Origin of the sequence: Streptomyces vietnamensis, from assembly GCF_000830005.1 — a bacterium.
Taxonomy (GTDB): domain Bacteria; phylum Actinomycetota; class Actinomycetes; order Streptomycetales; family Streptomycetaceae; genus Streptomyces; species Streptomyces vietnamensis.
This window is the reverse complement of the sequence record NZ_CP010407.1, coordinates 3,350,822-3,369,247: the sequence shown is the minus strand read 5'-3', so window position 1 is coordinate 3,369,247 and position 18,426 is coordinate 3,350,822. Positions and strand designations below refer to the sequence as shown.

Annotated in this window: 13 protein-coding genes; 6 read left to right on the top strand and 7 right to left on the bottom strand. The window is 73.3% G+C overall.

Translation table 11 applies throughout. The features are described from left to right. Positions 1-29 precede the first annotated feature (29 nt). From SVTN_RS14850 to SVTN_RS14840, 3 genes are all read right to left on the bottom strand, one after another. The gene (locus tag SVTN_RS14850) at positions 30-1,781 is read right to left on the bottom strand and encodes an LCP family protein (RefSeq protein WP_041129527.1); all 1,752 of its coding nucleotides are present in this window, start codon (positions 1,779-1,781) and stop codon (positions 30-32) included. A 230-nt stretch (positions 1,782-2,011) separates the two neighbouring features. After that, positions 2,012-3,208 (bottom strand): LCP family protein, encoded by a 1,197-nt coding sequence (locus SVTN_RS14845; RefSeq protein ID WP_041129526.1) that lies wholly within the window; start codon positions 3,206-3,208, stop codon positions 2,012-2,014. Positions 3,209-3,393: 185 nt separating this feature from the next. After that, a complete protein-coding gene (locus SVTN_RS14840; RefSeq protein WP_041129525.1) occupies positions 3,394-4,146 on the bottom strand; it encodes a TIGR03089 family protein in 753 nt (250 codons plus the stop codon). A 137-nt stretch (positions 4,147-4,283) separates the two neighbouring features. Here SVTN_RS14840 and SVTN_RS14835 point away from each other — a divergent pair, with 137 nt between their 5' ends. The 3 genes from SVTN_RS14835 to SVTN_RS14825 all read left to right on the top strand — a co-directional run bounded on the left by SVTN_RS14835 (position 4,284) and on the right by SVTN_RS14825 (position 8,224). Continuing rightward, positions 4,284-5,657 carry a peptidoglycan recognition protein family protein gene (locus tag SVTN_RS14835; protein ID WP_041129524.1) on the top strand — a complete coding sequence of 458 codons (1,374 nt, stop codon included), beginning with the start codon at positions 4,284-4,286 and terminating at the stop codon, positions 5,655-5,657. Positions 5,658-5,803: 146 nt separating this feature from the next. After that, complete coding sequence (gene manB, locus SVTN_RS14830) at positions 5,804-6,886, top strand: mannose-1-phosphate guanylyltransferase (protein WP_041129523.1); 1,083 nt, start codon at positions 5,804-5,806, stop codon at positions 6,884-6,886. A 387-nt stretch (positions 6,887-7,273) separates the two neighbouring features. Continuing rightward, positions 7,274-8,224 carry a DNA-3-methyladenine glycosylase family protein gene (locus SVTN_RS14825; protein ID WP_041129522.1) on the top strand — a complete coding sequence of 317 codons (951 nt, stop codon included), beginning with the start codon at positions 7,274-7,276 and terminating at the stop codon, positions 8,222-8,224. 7 nt (positions 8,225-8,231) lie between these two features. Here SVTN_RS14825 and SVTN_RS14820 read toward each other — a convergent pair whose 3' ends face one another. Genes SVTN_RS14820 through SVTN_RS14810 form a run of 3 tightly spaced genes read right to left on the bottom strand, consistent with a single transcriptional unit; the run spans position 8,232 to position 11,015 of the window. Continuing rightward, positions 8,232-9,539, bottom strand: a complete 1,308-nt coding sequence (locus SVTN_RS14820; RefSeq protein ID WP_041129521.1) for a coenzyme F420-0:L-glutamate ligase — start codon at positions 9,537-9,539, stop codon at positions 8,232-8,234. Beyond that, positions 9,536-10,492 (bottom strand): 2-phospho-L-lactate transferase, encoded by a 957-nt coding sequence (gene cofD, locus SVTN_RS14815; RefSeq protein ID WP_041129520.1) that lies wholly within the window; start codon positions 10,490-10,492, stop codon positions 9,536-9,538. Before cofD ends, SVTN_RS14820 begins: the two co-directional genes overlap by 4 nt. Positions 10,493-10,505: 13 nt before the next feature. Further along, entirely contained in the window at positions 10,506-11,015 is a 510-nt protein-coding gene (locus SVTN_RS14810) for a cysteine dioxygenase (RefSeq protein ID WP_041129519.1), read from the bottom strand. A gap of 676 nt (positions 11,016-11,691) precedes the next feature. Between SVTN_RS14810 and SVTN_RS14805 the strand changes: the two genes are divergently transcribed. The 3 genes from SVTN_RS14805 (at position 11,692) to SVTN_RS14795 (ending at position 17,479) form a co-directional block, all read left to right on the top strand. After that, a complete protein-coding gene (locus tag SVTN_RS14805; protein WP_015033978.1) occupies positions 11,692-11,955 on the top strand; it encodes a WhiB family transcriptional regulator in 264 nt (87 codons plus the stop codon). A gap of 311 nt (positions 11,956-12,266) precedes the next feature. Further along, positions 12,267-15,947: a glycosyltransferase family 2 protein gene (locus tag SVTN_RS14800; RefSeq protein ID WP_041129518.1), complete on the top strand. Its 3,681-nt coding sequence runs from the start codon at positions 12,267-12,269 to the stop codon at positions 15,945-15,947. Further along, positions 15,944-17,479, top strand: coding sequence for a DUF5719 family protein (locus SVTN_RS14795; protein WP_041129517.1), 1,536 nt, complete (start codon positions 15,944-15,946; stop codon positions 17,477-17,479). The genes SVTN_RS14800 and SVTN_RS14795 overlap by 4 nt, the downstream gene beginning before the upstream one ends. A 271-nt stretch (positions 17,480-17,750) precedes the next feature. Here SVTN_RS14795 and SVTN_RS14790 read toward each other — a convergent pair whose 3' ends face one another. Beyond that, the gene (locus SVTN_RS14790) at positions 17,751-18,206 is read right to left on the bottom strand and encodes a metallopeptidase family protein (protein WP_041129516.1); all 456 of its coding nucleotides are present in this window, start codon (positions 18,204-18,206) and stop codon (positions 17,751-17,753) included. Positions 18,207-18,426: the final 220 nt, after the last annotated feature.

The window sequence follows — 18,426 nt, the reverse complement described above, 5'->3', positions numbered from 1 at the left end:
GGAGTGCGCCGTGCCCCGGTGTTTCCGGGTCAGCCGCCGCACACCTTCTTGTCGGCTTCTACCTTCTCGACGTCCGGCGCCTTCGTCGGACCCGTGATGGGCACCCCCGCGCCCTTGAAGTCGGCGCCGAGCACGAGCGTCATGGGCTCGCGCGCGGCGGCGTCCTGTGTGCCCGGCTTGAGTGCCGAGGCCGGCAGGCCCATCATGTCCGCGAGCTTGCGGGCCTGATCGGCCTGGTTCGGTGCATAGGTGAGCGTGGTCTTCGCCGCCTTCTCGGGGGCGTTGCTCTTGTTGGTGGACCGCGTCACACCCTGGTCGTTCTGCAGCCAGTTGATGGTCGACTGGGCCGCGCCCCGGACCCCGCTGCCGTTGTAGACGTCGACGCGTACGTCGACGGCCGCGGCGCGCGGGCCCTGGAGCAGTTTCGCCTGGGCCTGCGCCTGGGCGTTCTTGGCGTCCTGCTTCTTCCTCTTCACCTCGGTGAAGGAGACGTCGTTCTGGATCATCGAGAACACCTGCGGAGCCTCGACCGGGTCGGGGACGACCGTCGCCCGCTTGTTCGGCGGCTCATCGGGGTTGTCGACGACCGGAACGGTCATGAAGCTGATGTTCTTGAGGTCGACCTTCCCGATCTCCTTGGCCAGGCTGGTCAGCTTCAGGGCACTGCCTATCCCCTTGTCCACGGTCAGCGCCTCGGTCGCCGCGTTCGCGACCGAGAGCAGCTGCGTCGGGCTGTTCAGGGTGTCTTCCTTCAGCTGCCGCATCATCGACGCGACGAACTGCTGCTGCATCTTGATCCGGTCCAGATCGCTCTGGTTGCCGAGGCCGTGGCGGTTGCGGAGGAACGAGAGCGCGGCCTCGCCCTGGATCCGGCTCTCGCCCGCCGGGAGGTCGAGCTTGGAGTAGCTGTCCTTGATGGGCCTGTTCAGGCAGACCTTCACGCCGCCGACCGCCGCCGACAGCGTCTTGACGGCGTTGAAGTCGACCATCATGAAGTGGTTGATCCCCACGCCGGTCATCTCCTTGACCGTGCGCATCACGCAGCCGGGGTCGCGGCCGTTCACACCGAACGACTCGTTGAACCGGGCCTTTTCGACCGAGCCGGGGATGACCTTCGTCGAACCGTCCGGCTGCTTCGTCGGGCAGTCCGGGATCTGGAGCTTGAGGTCCCGGGGGATGCTCAGGACCGTCGCGTTGGTGCGGTCGTCGGAGACGTGCATGAGCAGCGTCGTGTCCGCGTGGCCGGTGACGTTGCTCTTGTTCCCGTAGCTCTCGTTGCCCGCGCCGGTACGGACGTCGTTGCCGATGATCAGGATGTTCAGCGGCCCGTCCATCCCCGGGGTGGCCTCCGCGGCGTCACCGACGTCGACCGTGCCGATGTTGCCGTCGAGCTTGTTGTAGATCGCGTACGCACCCGCCGCACCGCCCACGAGGACGAACGCCATCGTGCCGCCGGTCCACAGCAGGACCTTCTTCTTGCGGTTCGTGCCCTGCTTGCGCTTGCGGCGGCTCTGCGGCGGGACCTGGCCGCTGCCGGGCTCCTCGGGGGCGCGGCGGCGGCGCTGGCCGGGGACGGGTGCGTCGGCCGGAGAGGGAGCGGGTGCCGGCGCGGGTGCCGATCTGCGGGGGCGGGACGGGGTCTGCGCCTGCGCCTGCGACCGGGGCTGCGACTGCCCAGCGGAGCGGTCCAGTCGCAGTTCGTAGTTGCCGGTCCGCGGGTTGAGGACCCACTGGTCGGCGGGGTCGATCTCGTCCGCCTGTCCACGGCTGTGCGCGTCCACGGTTGCTCGAATCCTCCGTCGGTGCCACGCGAGGCGCCTCCCCCACAGGGCGCCGCTCTCTCGGTCGTTCGATCCTTGGTCAGTGCGGCCACGTGGTCGGGTGCACCGGATCGCGTCACACTATCCGCCCAGTTCAGCGTGGGGCGACGTCCGTGACAAATTCCACGCCCCTTACAACCGGGCAATTTGCTCAAACCTCATCGCTCTCAACGCTCCCCTTGGGGCGTCCTTTACTCGCACACCCCCTCCGCCGCGTTCCGTCCCGTGAAGGTGGGCGTCGCGGACGGCGGCACCGTGCCGCTGTCGTCGGGCTTCCCGTCCCCGCCGTGCTCTCCGCTCTCCGGCGTCACCGCGATGGGGTTGTCCTCGCGCAGCTGCTTGAAGAGTTCACTCGCCGCGGGCTGCACCAATTCGTCCCGGTTCGCGTCGTATCGGTAGGACCGGCGCGGGACGGTGAGGAACTGCACCTTCGCGGTCGGGATGGCCCGCATGGCCCGCGCCAGGTCGTACAGGTCCTTCAGCGAGTCGAGCCCCGGGTCCGTGGTGATCGCCTTCGTGGCCGCGTCCAGGACCGGATAGAGCTTGGTCGGGTTGAGCAACACCCCGTCGCTCTGCACCTTGTTGACGAGGGCGCCGAGGAACTGCTGCTGACGGTCCATCCGTTCCGTGTCGCTGCCGTTCCCGATCGACTTGCGGGCCCGTACGAAACCGAGGGCCTGCTCCCCGTGGAGCGTCTGGCGGCCCGCCGGCAGCTTCAGCTTCGCGTCCGTGTCGTCCACGGGCTCCTTGAGGCAGACCTCCACCCCGTCCACGGCGTCCACCATCTTCTTGAAGCCCCGGAAGTCGATCACCATGTGGTGGTCCACCCGGATCCCGGTCAGCTTCTCGACGGTACGGATCGTGCACGCCGTACCGCCGAACTCGAAGGCCCAGTTGAACTGCGCGAACTGCTCCCGGGTGCGGGTCCCGTCGGCCTTGCGGCAGCTCGGGATCGTCACCATCAGGTCGCGGGGCAGGGAGACGGCCGTCGCGCTCGACTTCCCCGCCGCGAGGTGCAGCAGGATCGTCGTGTCGGAACGCTGGGTGCCCTCGTCCTTGCCGTACTTGCGGTTGCCCGCGCCGGCCCGGGTGTCCGAGCCGATGATCAGGATGTTCCGGGCGGCCGTGGTGCCGGCCGGCGGGCGCTCCTTCTCGTACTTCTCCAGCTCGGCGGCGGCGGTGGTGTCGGTGGTGATGTTGTCGTCGAGCTTCCGGTAGAACCACCAGCCGACCCCGGCGGCGGCCAGCACGACGACCGCGCAACCGAGGGCGGTCCAGCGCAGCCAGTGGCGGCGCCGGCGCGGCTCCTCCGGAGCACCGGGCGCCGTGTCCTCGTCCTCCGTGGCCGGAGGGTCCGGTTCGGCGGGCGTGCCTGCGCGGTCCGTCACGTCAGGGTCCGTCCTTCATGGCGTCGGCGGCGCGCCGGGCGTCCACCGGTCACAGAAGGAGACGGCCGAACCCGACGCATGGTTGTGCGGAAGGAGTCGACTCCCCCCGGGCCGATCATGTACCGGAGACGGCGCGTGGACCCGGGGACTCGGCGTGGTGCTGGTCCAACGGGGTGAAGAGGCGCTCAGCGCAGGGTGTGCGTCACGCGCTCGCTCTCGATCCGCTTCTCCAGGCCCTCCGCGCCCAGCCGGTCCAGGTTCCGGCACAGGACCACCGAGCCGCCCGCCGCGAGGGGGGCGTACAGGCCGGCCGAGAGGCCCTCCCAGGTCCCGTAGTCGAGTCCGGACAGGATCCGGGAGCCCGGGGCGAGGCCGAGGGCCGCCGCATCCGTCCGGGCCTGTTCGACGAGCTGGGCGCCGCTGCGTTCCGTACTGTCGACGACGAGCGCCGGAGCCTCCGGATCGACCGGCACGAACGGGGCGAACCGGTCGCCCTGGCTCGGCACCTCGACCGCGTAGTCCGCGTACCCGGCGGGCGCGGCCGGGAAGCGGCGGCCCAGCGGGGCCAGGGAGAGCGCGATCCGCTCCCCGGAACAGGCGAGACCCGCCTCCAGGGTGTCGGGACCCGCGACCACGACGTCCGCGTCCGCGGGGTCGCCGCCGATCTCCGCGACCACGCCGACGGACGAGCAGGCGAGCAGCCACACGGCGCTCTGCCAGTGCGCGGGCAGCAGCAGCGCGAGCCGGTCGCCGGGCCCGGCGGACAGTTCGCCCTGGAGCAGGTTCGCCGTCTTGGCCACCCAATTGGCGAAGGTGGCGACGGACAATTCCACGCGCTCACCGGTGGCGTCGTCGTAGAAGGTGACCAAGGGGCGGGCGGGGTCCGCGGCGAGCGCGGATCGCAGCAGGTCGGCGGGGGTGCGGTCGCTGGCGTTCACGCCCGACAGCGTACGCGGGCGGGCGCGGGCGGGTCCGCCGTACCGGTGACGGCGTCCTCCGGTCGGACCGACGCCCCGTCAGTTTCCGGGCGGGTTCCCGGCGCGCGGAACGGCCCGGCGATCCGCACGATCGGCCCATGCGTGCCTCACTCGCCTCCTCGATCGCCGTCACCTGCGCGGCGGTGCTCGCCCTGCCGGTCTCCCTCACCGCGACGGCGGCGGCCTCGGCGCCACCCGCGGCCGCCTCCGCCCTGCCACCCGCGCCCGAACTGCCGGGCTCCACCCAGTCGCTGCCCCTCGAACCGCTCGGCGCCGCCACCCGCGCCCTCGGCGGGGCGATCGGCTCGGGCGAGCAGGGGCTCACCCGACGCGACGTCAGGCCCTTCTCGCTCGTCGGCGTCGTCTGGGACGACCCGGCGGCCCCGCTGCACGGCACCGTGCAGGTCCGCACCCGGGCCGCCGGCGGCGGCACCTGGTCGGACTGGCAGGACGTCGAGACCCACAACGAGGAGCACGGCGCCGACCCCGACACCGCGGAGGGCTCCGCCCGGACGCACCGCGGCGCCACGGCCCCGCTGTGGGTGGGCGACTCGGACGGCGTCGAGATCCGCGTACGGGGGGAGGAGCGGCTCCCGGCGGGCCTGCGCCTCGAACTGGTGGACCCGGGGCAGGCCCCCGCGGCCGAGCCCGGGGCCCCTCGCACCCGCAGCGCCACGACTCCGGGCGCCCGGGCCGGCGCGGCCGCGGCGGAGGCGGCCGCGAGCGCGGTGAACGCCCAGCTGGCCCCGTACGGCGCGAGCTGGATCCCGGCCCTCTCGAAGAAGGAGACGGAGCTCACGGCCCGGAGCATGCCGCGGGCGCAAGCGGCCCCCGCCGTCCCGGCGGCCGCCGCGGCGAAGCCGTACATCGGCCCCCAGCCGAAGATCATCACCCGCAAGGGCTGGGGCGCGGACGAGAGCATCCGCGAGAAGGGCTTCGTCTACACGAAGACCATCAAGGCGGCCTTCGTCCACCACAGCGCCACCGGCAACAACTACACCTGCAAGCAGGCCCCCTCCGTCCTGCGCAGCATCTACCGCTACCACGTCAAGAGCATGGGCTGGCGGGACTTCGGCTACAACTTCGCCGTCGACAAGTGCGGAAACATCTACGAGGGCCGGGCCGGCGGCGTCGCCAAGCCGGTCATGGGCGCCCACACCCTCGGCTTCAACACCAACAGCATGGGCATCGCCGTCCTCGGCACCTTCAGCAAGAGCAACCCGCCGGCCGCCGTCGTGACCGCCGTCGCGCGTCTGACGGCCTGGAAGCTCGGACTGCACGGGGTGAACCCGAAGGGCACGTCGTATCTGGTCTCAGGGGGCGGAAACCTGTACAAGAAGGGCACGAAGGTACGGTTCAACGCGATCGCCGGACACCGTGACGGATTCGCCACCGAGTGCCCCGGCGTCAAGCTGTACGGCAAGCTCGGCACGGCCCGCACGAGCTCGGCGAAGTACCAGGGAAGGCCCTGAAGGGCCCGACCGGGTCACCGATGGGGTCGCTGATGGGTCACTGATGGGTCATGGAGGCAACCATCTGCATAAACTGACCGGTCATATCGCACGGACGACCGAACGGGCGAGCTGACGGGCCCCGAACAGGAAGCAGAGACGACAAGGTGACAGAAGCGATCCTCCTGGTCGGTGGCAAGGGCACACGGCTGCGACCCCTCACGGTCAACACGCCCAAGCCCATGGTCCCGGCGGCGGGCGTCCCCTTCCTGACCCACCAGCTGGCCCGGGCCCGCGCCGCCGGCGTCGAGCACATCGTGCTCGCCACGTCGTACCTGGCCGAGGTCTTCGAGCCGTACTTCGGCGACGGCTCCGCCCTCGGCCTCAGCCTGGAGTACGTCACCGAGGAGGAGCCCCTCGGCACCGGCGGCGCGATCCGGAACGTCGCCTCGCGCCTCCACTCGGGCCCCGACGAGCCGGTCCTCATCTTCAACGGGGACATCCTCACGGGCCTGGACATCCAGGCCCTCGTCGCGACCCACTCCTCCTCCGGCGCGGACGTCTCGCTCCACCTCACCCGCGTCGAGGACCCGCGCGCCTTCGGCCTGGTCCCCACGGACGACACCGGCCGCGTCACGGCCTTCCTGGAGAAGCCGCAGACGCCGGAGGAGATCGTCACGGACCAGATCAACGCGGGCGCGTACGTCTTCCGCCGTTCGGTCATCGACACGATCCCCACGGGCCGCCCGGTCTCGGTGGAACGCGAGACCTTCCCGGAGCTCCTCTCCTCCGGCGCCCACCTCCAGGGCATGGTCGACTCGACCTACTGGCTGGACCTCGGCACCCCGCAGGCCTTCGTCCGCGGCTCCGCCGACCTGGTCCTGGGCCGCGCGCCCTCCCCGGCCGTCCCGGGCCGCTGCGGCGACCGCCTGGTCCTGCCGACGGCACGCGTCGCCCCGGACGCCAAGCTGACCGGCGGCACGGTGGTGGGCGCGGACGCGGTGGTGGGCGAGGGCGCCCGGGTGACCGGCTCGACCCTCCTCGCGGGCGCGATCGTCGAACCGGGCGCGGTGATCACGGACTCCCTGATCGGCGCGGGGGCGCGCATCGGCGCGCGTACGGTGGTGAGCGGGGCGGTCATCGGCGACGGCGCGCAGGTGGGCCCGGACAACGAACTCCGAGACGGCGTCCGAGTCTGGTGCAACACCACCCTCCCCGCAGGCGCGGTCCGCTTCTCGTCGGACCAGTAGAACCAGCCGCGAGCGGCTGCGCCCCGCCGTTGTGGGCGCCTCGTGCCGCCCCCGTTGTGGGCAATCGTTCCGCTGGGGCGGAACGGGTGGGCACAACGGACGGCGCCCTTGCCGGCGCCAGAGGCTTCCGCGCCTGAACCCGCACCTCAAACGGCGGCGCACACGTGGTGCGGGTCCAGGCACAGGGAGCGGGGGCGCGGCCAGGCGCGCCGTCCCGTGTGCCCACCCGTCCCGCCCTGCGGGACGATTGCCCACACGGCAGCGGGGGCGACGCCCAGCACGGGCGCGGGGCGAAGCCCAGCAGGGCGAGGGCCCGCACGAGGCGGGGCACGGCCGCACGAGGCGGAGGCGCGGCCCCACAAGGCCCGCACGGCTAGGCTCGGACCCATGGCCGGCCGCTTCGCACCCAAACCCACCCGCACCACCGTCCGCGGCGGCCACCTCCCCCTCCCCGCCCCAGAAGGCACCCCCCTCGCCCTCGACCTCGGCCTCACCCTCGGCCCCCTCCGCCGCGGCCCCGCCGACCCCACCTTCCGGGTGACCCCGGACGGCTCGGTGTGGCGGGCCAGCCGCACCCCGGACGGCCCGGGCACCCTCCGTATCGGCGCGGGGGAGGCCGAAGCCTGGGGCCCGGGCGGCGACTGGCTCCTGGACCGCCTCCCGGCCCTCCTCGGCGCGGAGGACGACCCGACCGCCTTCGTCCCCCGCCACAAGCTGCTCCTGGCGACGCACCGCCGCCGCCCGGGCCTGCGCCTGACCCGTACCGGTCTGGTCCTGGAGTCGCTGATCCCGTCGATCCTGGAGCAGAAGGTCACGACGCACGAGGCGTACGGGTCGTGGCGGACGCTCGTCCGGAAGTACGGCGAACGGGCCCCCGGCCCGGCCCCCGAGGGCATGTACGTGATGCCCGACGCCCGCACCTGGACGCAGATCCCGTCCTGGGAGTGGCACCGCGCGAACGTCGACGGCAAGCGTTCGGCCACGATCGTCCGCGCGGCCAGGGTGGCGGCCCGTCTGGAGGAGGCCGCGCACATGGACCCGCCGGCGGCCCGCAAGCGCCTGGAGCTGGTCCCGGGCATCGGCGCCTGGACGAGCGCGGAGACGGTCCAGCGCAGCAACGGCGCCCCGGACGAGGTCACCACCGGCGACCTGCACCTGCCGGGCATCGTGGGCTGGGCGCTCGCGGGCGACCGTACGGCGGACGACGAGACGATGCTGGAGCTCCTGGCCCCGTACGCCGGCCAGCGCCACCGCGCGGCCCGCCTGATCCTCCTCAGCGGCCGCGTACCACCGCGCCGGGCACCCCGCAGGACGCCCGGCAACATCGTGGGCCTCTAGAGGACCGTCACCGCACCTCGACGAACTCCGAGGCGAGCCGCGCCGGTCGTTCCTTCGGCGGAGCCGCCGGATGGCCGATCGCCACCGCGCCCATCGGGTCCCACTCCTCCGGCAGCCCGAGGACCTCCCGTACGACGTCCCGGCAGAACATCGTCGAGGACACCCAGGCCGAGCCCAGCCGCTCACCCGCCAGGGCGACGAGGAAGTTCTGCACGCCCGCGCCCGTCGCCACCACGAACATCTCGCGCTCGGCGGCGTCCCGGCGCGGGTCGCCGTAGTGGTGGGAGCCGTCCATGACGAGGCAGGGCACGGCCAGGTAGGGCGCGTTGCGCAGGACGTCCCCGCGCCGGACCCGCTTCGCGATGGACTCCTCGGACTTGCCGTCCCGCCGCAGGTCCGCGGTCCACGCGTCCCGCATCGCGTCGAGCAGCCGCGTCCGCGACTCCGCCGACTCCAGGAGCACGAACCGCCACGGCGTGGTGTGGTGCGGCGCCGGGGCCGTCACGGCGGCGGCGACCGCGCGCCGTACCGCCCCCGGGTCGACCGGCTCGTCGGTGAACTCCCGTACGGTCCGCCGCAGCGTCACCGCCTCCCGTACGGCCTCCGAGGTCCCGAGCCGGAACATGTCGTCGGCGGCGGAGCGTACGAGCGCCCGCCCGCCCTCCTCGGCGTCGCCGCCCACCACGTGGGGCAGCCCGCGCACGACGGCGACCGGGAGCCCGGCCGCCTTGCCCTTCACCAGGTCGCCGGCGGCGGCGAGTTCGTCGGCGGTGGCGACGACGGTCGCGCTCAGCGGATTGCCGTGCGCGTCGGTCCCGCCGCGCAGGTCGTCGAGGACCCGCACGCCGGCCGCGCCGATCGCCACGTCGGTGAGTCCGTTGCGCCAGGGCCGCCCGAAGGTGTCCGTGACGACGACGCCGACGTCGACGCCGAGCGCCTCGCGCAGCCCCGAACGGATGCGCCGCGCCGAGGCGTCGGGGTCCTCGGGCAGCAACAGCACGGTCCCGGAAGGGGTGTTGGAGGCGTCGACCCCGGCGGCGGCCATGACGAGCCCCTGCCGGTTCTCGACGATGCGGAGGGTGCCGCGCCGCGCCACCACCCGTACCGTCTCGGCGTCGATGGCCTCCTCGCGGTCGTCGGCCGCGACCACCCGCCCCTCGGCCTTGCTGACGATCTTCGAGGTGACGAGCAGGACGTCCCCGTCGGCGAGCTCCGGCGACGCGGAGGCGATCAGCTTGGCCAGATCGTCCCCGGCGGCCACCTCGGGCAGCCCGGGCAGCGCCCAGACCCGGTACGAGGGAGCGACGCCGCTCACCCCCGCACCACCTCCGCGAGCGCCAGCGCCTCGCGGGCCATCGCGGCCGTCGCGTCCACGTCCGTCATCATCAGCGGCACCGCGCGGCACGCGATGCCCGCCGCCTCGACCTCCGCGACCGCGTCCGCGTCCACGGTGTCGACGAGCCAGCCGCCGACGAGTTCGGCGCCGTAGTGCAGGGCCACCGCCGCCGCCGTGGACTCCACGCCCACCGCCGCGAGGACCTTGTCGGCCATGCCGCGCACGGGCGCGTCGCCGACGATGGGGGAGAGGCCCACGACCGGCGCCCCGGCGGCGACGACCGCCTCGCGGATCCCGGGCACGGCCAGGATCGTCCCGACGCTCACCACGGGGTTGGACGGCGGGAAGAGGATGACGTCCGCCTCGGCGATGGCCTCCAGGACGCCCGGCGCGGGCTTCGCCGCCTCCGCGCCGACGGGCACGACGGCCTTCGCGTCGACGGAGGCGCGCAGCTTCACCCAGTACTCCTGGAAGTGCACCGCGCGCTGCTCGCCGTCCACCTCGATCGCCACGTGCGTCTCGACGCGGTCGTCGGACATGGGGAGGAGGCGCACGCCGGGCTGCCAGCGGGCGCACAGCGCCTCGGTGACGGCGCTCAGCGGGTAGCCCGCGCCGAGCATCTGCGTACGGACGATGTGGGTGGCGAAGTCACGGTCGCCGAGGCCGAACCACTCGGGCCCGACCCCGTACGCCGCGAGCTCCTCCTTGACGGTGAAGGACTCGTCCGTGCGTCCCCAGCCCTGCTCCTCGTTGATGCCACCGCCGAGGGTGTACATCACCGTGTCCAGGTCGGGGCAGACCTTCAGCCCGAAGAGATGGATGTCGTCACCGGTGTTGCCGATGACCGTGATCTCCGCGTCCGGCGCGGCCTGCTTGAGGCCGCGAAGGAAACGGGCACCACCGATGCCGCCGGCCAGAACCACAATGCGCATGCAGTGCAGTCTGTCAGGCGTCGATCAATCCCGGGGCGGCCGGGGCGCACTGCGCCTGGAGCGATTCGTGCATCGGCATCTCCGTGAGCCCCGGGTAGTACACGTGCAGGCTGACGGCCGGTTCGAGGGAGTCGTTGACGACCTCGTGGACGTACCCCGGCGCGAAGACCCGCTGCGCGCCGCTGTCGAGCCTCCGTACGCCCCGGTCCGTACGCTCCGTCAGCTCGCCCTCCAGGACGGTCAGCACGCCGGAGGAGAGGCCGTGGTCGTGGAGCCCGCTGCCCTGGCCGGGCACCCAGGAGAGCAGCCACACCTCGTAGCCGGGGCCGGTGCGCAGGCGGTGGTACCAGCGGGTGGTGGCGTCGTACTCGACGTACGGGGCCCACTGGGAGCGGTCGTCGGCGATGGAGCGGGCGAGGGCGGCGAACTCGGCCACGGTCTCGGGGTGGGCGCGCTCGGGCTGGAGGAGGTGCGGGACCTCGAGGATGTCGCCGGCGATCTGAAGGTCGCTGTCCATGTTCATGGGGTGGGGAGGTTCCTCAGCAGAAACAGAAGCGGTGGGGGGTCACGGAAGAGGGGTGACACGGGTGACGCAGGGTGACGCTGGGGGAGAAGCCGGAGCTCTACGGCTCCGACAGCTGGAGCTCTACGGCATCAACAGCTGGGACAGCAACAGCAACAGCGCGCCTGGACAGCGCGGCGGAACCCACGGCTGTGGGTCGCGGAGGGCGCTGTGGTCGCTGGCATGCCATCAAAGGTGGCCGGAGGGGTACCCGACTGTCAACTCAATGCCCGATTTGGGGGCTATGTTTCACCTCATCCGGTTACAGTGCCCGGAGAAAGGTTTGTTCAGGCGCGGACCAGGAGAGATGGCGCTTCGATCGCGCCCTTAAACATGGACGGGCGCGATCGGGCGGTGATCCAGATCACTTCCCCGGTCGGATCGCAACAAGATCCAAGTCTCGGACGTCCTCCCCTGTGAGGACGGCACGGCGCGATCGAGCCAGCGGCATGTGTCACGTTTTTTGGTGATTTGAACACTTTCCGCATAGGCTTGGTTCCGCAGAGTGAATACGGGGCCCAATAGCAGATCTCGGCTTGACTCGCACAGAGCACAAACTTGTAATTTCACTCGTGTCGTTCGGCCGGGTTCGTCCCGGCAACATCACGGGGACGCACAGAACAGACGAGGGGCGCACATGACCGAGTTGTTCCAGGAACTGCTGGTCGAGGACGCGGACGAGGAACTCGGCTGGCAGGAGCGCGCGCTGTGCGCCCAGACCGATCCCGAGTCCTTCTTCCCCGAGAAGGGCGGCTCGACCCGCGAGGCCAAGAAGGTCTGCCTCGCCTGCGAGGTCCGCTCCGAGTGCCTCGAATACGCCCTGCAGAACGACGAGCGGTTCGGCATCTGGGGCGGCCTCTCCGAGCGCGAGCGACGCCGTCTGAAGAAGGCCGCCGTCTGAACGGCACCCGGGCGCCCCGGCGCGCACACCAGGACATGACGAACGGTCCGCCCCCTGTGCTCACGACACAGGCGGCGGACCGTTCTGCGTGTCCGGCACGGCCCGCACCCCTCCGCTACGGCCCACACCCCTCCGGCACCGCCCACACCCCTCCGCTACGCCCCGCGCCCCTCCGCTACGCCCCGCACCCTTCCGCACGGTCTGTCCACAGGGCGGCGGACCGCTCCGCGTGCAGCCGTTAGTGTGGGCCTCCGTCCGAGACGCTCCCCACGCCCCCCGCGGGCGACCCCGGCCGGAGGGCCCGTAGCTCGATGTCCTCAACTCCTGAGTTTCCGCGACACGTCGTCACCGCCGTGCTCGTCACCCACGACGGCGCCCGCTGGCTGCCCGACGCACTCGCCGGGCTGCTCGCCCAGGAGCGCCCCGTGCAGAACGTGGTGGCGGCCGACACGGGCAGCGCCGACGATTCGGCGCAGCTCGTCGCCGACGCCATCGGCGCCGACCGCGTCCTGCACCTCGCGCGCCGCACCGGCTTCGGCGCCGCCGTCGAGGAGGCGGCCCGCACCGCGCCCCTGCTCGGACCCGAGGACCTGCCCTATCTGAAGCGCCCCAGCGGCTGGGACCCCGTCAGCCGCACCTGGAACGACGAGGCGTACGACCTCCCGGACCTCCCGCACGGCGAACCGGTCCAGTGGCTCTGGCTCCTCCACGACGACTGCGCCCCCGAGCCCGGCGCCCTCGCCGAACTCCTGCGCGTCGCCGAGTCCGACGCGGACGCCGCCGTCATCGGCCCCAAGCTGCGCGGCTGGTACGACAGGAAGCAGCTCCTCGAAGCCGGCGTCAGCATCGCCCGCAGCGGCCGCCGCTGGACCGGACTCGACCGCCGCGAGCAGGACCAGGGCCAGCACGACCAGGTCCGCTCCGTCCTCTCCGTCTCCACCGCCGGCATGCTGGTCCGCCGCGACGTCTTCGAGGGCCTCGGCGGCTTCGACCGCCGCCTGCCCCTCATGCGCGACGACGTCGACCTGTGCTGGCGCGCGCACTCCGCCGGCTTCCACGTCCTCGTCGCCCCCGACGCCGTCCTGCGGCACGCCGAGGCCTCCGCCCGCGAGCGCCGCACCGTCGACTGCGCGGGGCGCACCGCGGCGAACCCGCACCGCGTCGACAAGGCCGGCGCCGTCCACACCCTCCTCGCCAACACCCGCGGCCGGGCCCTCCCGTACGTCCTCGTACGGCTCGTCCTCAGCACCCTGCTCCGCACCCTCGCCTACCTCGTCGGCAAGGCCCCCGGCCAGGCCGTCGACGAGGTCATGGGCCTCCTCGCGACCCTGCTGCGGCCCGAGAAGATCCTCGCCGCCCGCAAGCGCCGCAGGAACCCGGCCGTACCCACCAGTGAGTTCCGAGCGCTCTTCCCGCCGCCCGGCGCCACCGTCCGCGCCACCGTCGAGCAGATCGCCTCCCACTTCGGCGGCGCCGAGGCCGACACCGGCGGCTCCCGCCACGGCGTCGTCGAGTCGGGCCCCGGCGGCGACGACGCCGACTACCTGGAGATCGAGCAGTTCGCCCGGCTCAAGAAGATCGCCCGCAAGCCCGGACCGGTCCTCTTCGCCCTGCTCCTCCTCGTCTCCCTGGTCGCCTGCCGCAACCTCTTCGCCGGCGGCTCGCTGGCCGGCGGCGCCCTGCTGCCCGCCCCCGACACCGTCTCCGGCCTCTGGTCGCGGTACGCCGACGCCTGGCACGCCCTCGGCACCGGCGGCACCCAGACCGCCCCGCCCTACCTCGCCGTCCTGGCCGCGCTCTCCGCGCTGTTCCTCGGCTCCACCTCCACCGCGCTGACCCTGCTGCTCGTCTGCTCGGTCCCGCTCGCCGGCTTCACCGCGTACTTCGCGGCCCGCGGCATCGTCGAGTCCCGGCTCCTGCGCGCCTGGGGCGCCATCGCGTACGCCTTCCTGCCCGCCGCCACCGGGGCCCTCGCCGCCGGCCGGCTCGGCACCGCCGTCCTCGCGATCCTGCTCCCGCTGATCGCCCGCGCCGCCGTCGCCGCCCACGGCCTCAACCGGCCGCGCGGAGAGCGCGGCAGCTGGCGCGCCACCTGGGCTTACACCTTCCTGCTCACCTTCGCGACGGCGTTCACCCCGGTCGTCTGGCCGCTCGCCGTCCTCCTCGGCCTCGGCGTCCTCGCCGTCCGCCGCGACGACATCACCGCGTACGGACTCCGCTTCCTGGCCGCCGTCGGCACCCCGGTCCTGCTCCTCGCGCCCTGGTCGCTCACCCTCCTCACCGACCCCGGCGCCTTCCTGCGCGAGGCCGGCGTCGACGTCCGTACGGGCACGGCCACCGCGCTCGACCTGCTCGGCACCAGCCCCGGCGGCCCCGGCACCACCGGCGGCCTGCTCCTGATCGGCCTCGTCCTCGCCGGCCTGGCCGGCCTCCTGCGCGAGGAGCGGCAGCTCGCCGTCCGCACCGCCTGGACCGCCGCCCTCGCCGGACTCCTCTTCGCCGTCCTCACCAACGGCGCGGGAGGCACCGGCTGGGCCGGACCCGCCACCCTCGTCTACGGCGCCGCCCTCATCGCCGCCGGCATGATCGGCGCCGAGGGCGGCCGCACCCGCGTCGCCGCCCACGGCTTCGGCTGGCGCCAGCCCGTCGCCGCCCTCATCGCCCTCGCCTGCGCCCTCGGCCCGGCCGCCGCCGCCGTCACCTGGATGATCGGCGGCGCCGACGGCCCGCTGACCCGGCGCGACCCGGTCCAGGTCCCGGCCTTCGTCGCCGAGGAGAGCGGCACCCGCGACCAGCCCCGCACCCTCGTCCTCGGCGGCAGCACGCCCGGCGAGGTCGCCTACACCCTCGTCCGGGGCTCCGGCGCCCGCCTCGGCGACGCCGAACTCACCGAGACCGCCGAGGCCGACCCCCGCCTCGACGGGGTCGTCGCCCGCCTCGTCGCCGGCTCCGGCGCCGACCAGACCCAGGAGCTCAGCGGCTACGCCATCCGCTACGTCCTCGTACGGGACGGGGCACCGCGCCAGATGAGCCGCGTCCTCGACTCCACCCCCGGCCTCAGCCGCCTCAGCCAGCTCGACGGCAGCGCGCTCTGGCGCGTCGACCGCGAGATCGCCCGCGTCATGATCGTCCCGCCGGCGGCCGAGGACGGCACGAAGACCGCGGAGGAGACCGCCAAGCCGGTCACCGTCGCCGCAGGACCCGTCGAGGCACACGACGACATCCCGGCGGGCCCCGCCGGCCGCGTCCTGCGCATCGCCGACCGCGCCGACGACGGCTGGACCGCCACCCTCGACGGCAAGGAGCTGACGCGGACCACCGTCGACGGCTGGGCCCAGGGCTTCGAACTCCCCACCGGGGGCGGCCGCCTCGACCTCACGTACGACGAGCCGCTCACCCACACCGCGTGGATCTGGGCCCAGGCCGGCCTCGCCGTCGTCCTGCTCGTCCTCGCCCTGCCCGGGCGGCGCCGCGAGATCGACGACGACCTCCCCGAGGAGGAGCTCGCCATCCCCGCCCAGGCGACCGACGGCGACGGCCGCCGCGCCCGCCGCCTGCGCGCCGCCGCGGAAGCGGAGGCGGAGGCGGCGGCGGAGACCGCCGAGACCGCCGAGACCGCTCCCGACACCTTCGACGCCTTCGGGACCGCACAGGGCGCGCCCGCCCCCATCCCGGGGCAGCAGTCCTACGAGCCCCACGCCCAGGGCGGGGACCGGGAATGGGACGGCGGCTACGACCCCGCCTACGCCCAGGCCCAGGCCCAGGAACAGCCGCAGACCCAGCCGTACGCCGAGCAGGGCTACTACCAGGACTACGCGGCCGACCCGTACCAGCAGCAGCCGTACGCGTACCCCCAGCAGGGCTACGAGCAGCAGCCGCAGCAGCAGCAGTACGACCCGCAGCAGTACGACCCGTACGGCGGCGGCTACGGCTACGGATACCCCCAGGGCCACGAGACCGAGCAGCGTCCCGACGGGAGCAGCAACCAGTGAAGCGCACGACCCTCTCCCTGATCGCGGGCGCCACGGCCCTCGCCGCCGTCACCGGCTTCGCGGCCCTCAGCGCCCCGGACGGCACCGCCGCCACCGGGACGAAGGCCACCACCCGCCTGCCGGTGGAGCGCGCCGGCCTCGTCTGCCCGGCCCCCAGCACCTCCGAGGTGGCCGAGACCCGCTACACCTCGTACACCCCGCCGGGTACGAGTACGGGCACGGGCGCGGCGACAGGTTCGTCGAAGACCGAACAGCCCATGGCCCTCCTGCGCATCGCCGCGCGAGGGCCGGCGGCGGGCGGCACCGGCAAGACCGACAAGAAGGCGAAGGCCCCCAAGGCCCCGGCCACCGTCACCGCCCCCGGCAAGCCCGTCACGGCCCAGGCGGACGGCGGCTCGGTGCCCGCCCTCACCGGCGCCGCGACCGGCACCCTCGCCCCCGGCTGGACCGTTCAGCAGACCACCGTCGTCCCGGCGGGCGGCGCGCGCGGCCTCCTCGGCCTCGGCTGCGGCGCCCCCGACACCGACTTCTGGTTCCCGGCGGCCTCCACCGCCAAGGACCGCCAGGACTACGTCCACCTCACCAACCCGGACGACACGGCCGCCGTCGCCGACATCGAGCTGTACGGCCCCGAGGGGGCCCTCAAGTCCCAGTTCACCGAGGGCATCCCGGTCCCCGCCCACTCCACCGTCCCGGTGCTCCTCTCCACCCTCACGAGCGAGGCCGGCCGGAAGGACGTCACCGTCCACGTCACCACCCGCAGCGGACGCGTCGGCGCCGCCGTCGCCGTGGCCGACGACAAGCTCGGCAGCGACTGGATCGCCCCGGCCGCCGACCCGGCGAGCAGCGCCGTGCTCCCCGGCATCCCGGCCGACGCCACCTCGGTGCGGCTCGTGGCCTTCGCTCCCGGGGACGACGACGCCGACCTCAAGGTCCAACTGGTCACCGCGAGCGGCACGATCGTTCCGGCGGGCGCCGACTCCCTCCACGTGAAGTCCGGGATGACGGCCGCCGTCGACCTGCCGAACCTCACCCGGGGCGCGGTGGGCTCCCTGCTGCTGACCCCGAGCGACCCGAAGAAGCCGATCCCGGTCGTGGCGGCCCTCCAGGTCGTGCGCGGCAAGGGAGAGAACACCGAGATCGCGTTCATCCCGGCGACCGCGGCCGTCTCCGCGCGCGCGACGGTCGCCGACAACCGCGCGAAGGGCTCGACGCTCTCCCTGACCGCCCCCGGCGCGGACGCCCAGGTCAAGGTCACCGCCTCGGCCGGCTCCGAGGGCGGCACGCCGGTGTCGAAGACCGTCACGGTGAAGGGCGGCACGACGACGGTCCTGACCGACCTCGTCCCGGCGGGCCTCAAGGGCTCCTACGCGCTGACGGTCGAACCGGTCTCGGGCGGCAAGATCCACGCGGCCCGCACGCTCGCCCTCCCGGAGGACGACGTCCCGATGTTCACGATCCAGCCCTTCGTGGACGACCGAGGCACGGTAGAGGTCCCGACAGCACACCAGGACCTGGGCGTCCTGGACTGACCGGGGCACCGCCCCCCCGTTGTGGGCAATCGTTCCGCTGGGGCGGAACGGGTGGGCACAACGGGGGGGCGGTGCCCTTGCCGGCGCCCGAGGCTTCCGCGCCTGAACCCGCACCCAGGTGACGGCGCGGCGGTGGTGCGGGTCAAGGCGCGGGAGCCTAGGCCCGGCCGGGGGCGCCGTCCCGTGTGCCCATGCCCACACGGGGGTGTGCGGGGGCATCGCCCAGCCGGGCGCGGGCTCACACGGCAGCGGGGCACCGCCCGCCCCCGCCTCAGTCCTGCCCGTACCGAGGATCCACGGACTCGGGCGACAGCCCGAGAAGCTCCGCAACCTGCTCCACCACGACCTCGTGAACCAGCAACGCCCGCTCGTCCCGACTCTTCGACCGAATCTCCACCGGCCGCCGATAGACGACCACCCGCGCCGGCTCGTTCTTCTCGGCCGGCATCGAGCCGCCCAGCGGCACCGTCTCGCCCGGCACCGGCGGCGGCACCTCCATCACCATGAAGTCGACGTCCGCCAGCTGAGGCCAGCGCCGTTCGAGGCGCTCCACGGAGTCGAGGACGAGATCGCGGAAGGTGTCCGCCCGGCTCGCGGAGAGCGGCACCTGCGGCGGCGCGACCGGCCCCCGCATCCCGCGGCCGTGCCGGTCGCGGCGGCGGGCCCGGGGCTCGGCCGGGGGCTCCGTGGGACGGTGCGAGGGGCTCGGCGGCACAGGACTGTCCATCACTGACGCAGCGTAACCCTCATCCGTCCCAGCGCACCGTGGCGGATCCTCGCCGACTTTCCCGGCGCGTCCGCACCCCCGCAGCACCCCCTTGTCGAAACCTGAACATTCCGGCCGACCTGACGCACGGTTCGGGGGCCCGCCACGATCGGCCATCTGGCCCTGGTTGACCGGATTTGTATCCCGAGCTGTCCGAATAGCCCCCTCCCCCCGCCCCCGT